Genomic DNA, 2,977 nt, shown 5'->3' on the forward strand with positions numbered 1-2,977 from the left:
GCCGCCGCGACGACCCACTCCCCGCACGACTCCGTCCCTGGAAACACGCCGTCCAAGAACGATCACTCACTCAAGATCTGCTGCTGTAGTACGCGGATCGTGCTTCGCGTGCTGCTGCCCCTCGCGTTCGTCTTCGCCATTGTTCTGGTGGCCGCCGGTACCGTTCAGAATTTCCACGGCATCCACGACATCACCACCGTCGCGGGCGGGCATCAACGCCTGACCGGGGGGCCAGTCGCCTCCCAGGAGGCCATCAAGGAACTGGGCACCAACGGCGGTGGTTTCTACAACGCGAACTCCGCGCACCCCTTCGAGAACCCCAACGCCCTCACCAACCTGATCGAGATCTACCTGATGCTGGTCATCTCGTTCTCGCTGCCGCGGACTTTCGGGACGATGGTCGGCGACAACCGTCAGGGTTACGCGATCGTCGCCGTGATGGCATTGATCTGGGGCGCATCGGTCGCCGTCGTGACCGCGAACGAGCTGCACAGCGTCAGCAGCGCGGCCGGTCACGCGGCCGGCGGAATGATGGAGGGCAAGGAGACGCGGTTCGGGATCTGGGCCTCGGCTCTGTTCGCCGTGTCCACCACCCTCACGTCGTGCGGAGCAGCCAACTCCGCCCACGACTCGTACACGCCGGGCGGCGGCGGAATGACGATCTTCAACATGATGCTGGGGGAGATCGCGCCCGGCGGTACCGGCTCCGGCCTCTACGGGATCCTGATCCTGGCGATCGTCGCTGTCTTCGTGGCCGGACTGATGGTCGGCCGTACGCCCGAGTATCTCGGCAAGAAGCTCCGCGGCCGGGAGATGAAGTTCGCATCGCTGTACATCCTGACCACACCCGCCCTCGTGCTCGTCGGTGCAGGCCTGGCGATGGCGTTCCCCGGCGAGCGGGCGGCCATGCTCAACACCGGGGCGCACGGCTTCTCCGAGGTCCTGTACGCCTTTACGTCGGCTGCGAACAACAACGGCTCGGCGTTCGCCGGGCTGAGCGCGAACACCGTCTGGTACAATACCGCGCTCGGCGTGGTCATGCTCGTCGGCCGGTTCCTGCCGATGGTCTTCGTCCTCGCACTCGCCGGCTCGCTTGCCGCGCAGCAGCCCGTTCCGGTCACCGCGGGCACCCTGCCCACTCACCGGCCGCAGTTCGTCGGACTGCTGGCCGGGGTGATCCTCATCGTTGTCGGTCTGACGTACTTCCCCGCGCTCGCGCTCGGACCCCTTGCGGAGGGCCTGCACTGATGTCCACGACCGCCGCTTCCGCTCCCACCCCGCCCGGCGCCGGGCGTGAACAACACCGGGTCTCGGGTGGACTGCTCGATCCCAAACAGATTCTGACGTCCTTCCCCGATGCCCTGCGCAAGCTGGATCCGCGCGTGATGGTCCACAACCCCGTCATGTTCGTGGTGGGGGTGGGGGCGGTCCTGACGACGGTGTCGGCGATCAGATCCCCCAGCGTCTTCGCGTGGGTGATCACCGTGTGGCTCTGGCTGACGGCCGTCTTCGCCAATCTTGCCGAAGCCGTGGCCGAGGGACGCGGCAAGGCCCAGGCGGAGACTCTGCGTCGTACCAAGACGCTGGCGATGGCCCGCCGTCTCACCGGCTGGCGGCCTGGCGCGACGGACGCCGCAGAGGAGGAGATTCCGGGTGTCGACCTCCGCCTGGGCGATCACGTCGTCGTCGAGGCCGGGCAGATCATCCCCGGCGACGGGGATGTGGTCGAGGGCGTCGCGAGCGTCGACGAATCGGCCATCACCGGTGAGTCGGCGCCGGTGATCCGAGAGTCGGGCGGCGACCGGTCGGCGGTCACGGGCGGCACGAAGGTGCTCTCGGACCGGATCGTCGTGAAGATCACTTCGAAGCCGGGGGAGACCTTTATCGACCGGATGATCGCCCTTGTCGAAGGGGCCGCCCGCCAGAAGACGCCGAACGAGATCGCGCTCAACATCCTGCTGGCATCCCTCACGATCGTCTTCCTGATCGCCGTGGTGACCCTGCAGCCCTTCGCCATCTTCGCGGGGGCCGAGCAGACCATCGTCATCCTTGTCGCCCTCGTCGTGGCCTTGATCCCCACGACCATCGGGGCACTGCTGTCGGCGATCGGCATCGCGGGGATGGACCGGCTCGTGCAGCGCAATGTGCTGGCGATGTCCGGCCGCGCGGTGGAGGCCGCCGGTGACGTCAACACCCTCCTGCTCGACAAGACCGGCACCATCACCCTCGGCAACCGCCAGGCCGCCGAATTCCTGCCGGTGGACGGGGTGGGCGTCGAGGAACTCGCGGACGCCTCCCAGCTGTCGTCGATCGCTGACGAGACGCCCGAGGGACGCTCGATCGTTGTCCTCGCCAAGCAGCAGTACGCGCTTCGTGGCCGCAGCGAAGGAGAACTGGCCCAGGCACAGTTCGTCCCCTTCACCGCTCACAGCCGGATGAGCGGTGTCGACCTCAACGATCCTGAGGAGAACCGCTCCTTGCGCAAGGGCGCGGCGACGGCAGTGATGCGCTGGGTCCGCGACAACGGCGGCCACCCCACGGCGGAGGTCGGCGCCATCGTCGACGGCATCTCGGCGAGCGGCGGAACCCCGCTGGTCGTCGGGGAGGTGTCCCGGCACGGCGGTACACGGACCGCCCGCGTCCTGGGCGTCATCCATCTCAAGGACGTCGTCAAGGAGGGCATGCGGGAGCGGTTCGACGAGCTGCGCCGCATGGGCATCAAGACGGTCATGATCACGGGTGACAACCCGCTGACCGCGCGCGCCATCGCGCAGGAGGCGGGGGTGGACGACTTCCTCGCGGAGGCCACGCCCGAGGACAAGATGGCCCTCATCCGGCGTGAGCAGGCGGGTGGCAAGCTCGTCGCGATGACGGGCGACGGCACGAATGACGCACCGGCGCTCGCCCAGGCCGACGTCGGCGTGGCCATGAACACCGGTACCTCGGCCGCCAAGGAGGCCGGGAACATGGTGGACCT

The 2,977-nt window shown here is 67.9% G+C and carries 2 protein-coding genes; both read left to right on the top strand.

Annotation, left to right across the window (positions count from 1 at the left end; all coding sequences use genetic code 11):
• On the top strand, nt 1-1,248 hold a 1,248-nt coding region (gene kdpA / locus ABZV38_RS39925; protein WP_356333819.1), incomplete at its 5' end, for a potassium-transporting ATPase subunit KdpA.
• Nucleotides 1,248-2,977, top strand: a 1,730-nt coding sequence (kdpB, locus tag ABZV38_RS39930) for a potassium-transporting ATPase subunit KdpB (protein WP_356333821.1), incomplete at its 3' end; no start/stop codon positions are given. The genes kdpA and kdpB, both read left to right, overlap by 1 nt.

This window comes from Streptomyces sp. NPDC005181 (assembly GCF_040608395.1).
Lineage (GTDB): Bacteria > Actinomycetota > Actinomycetes > Streptomycetales > Streptomycetaceae > Streptomyces.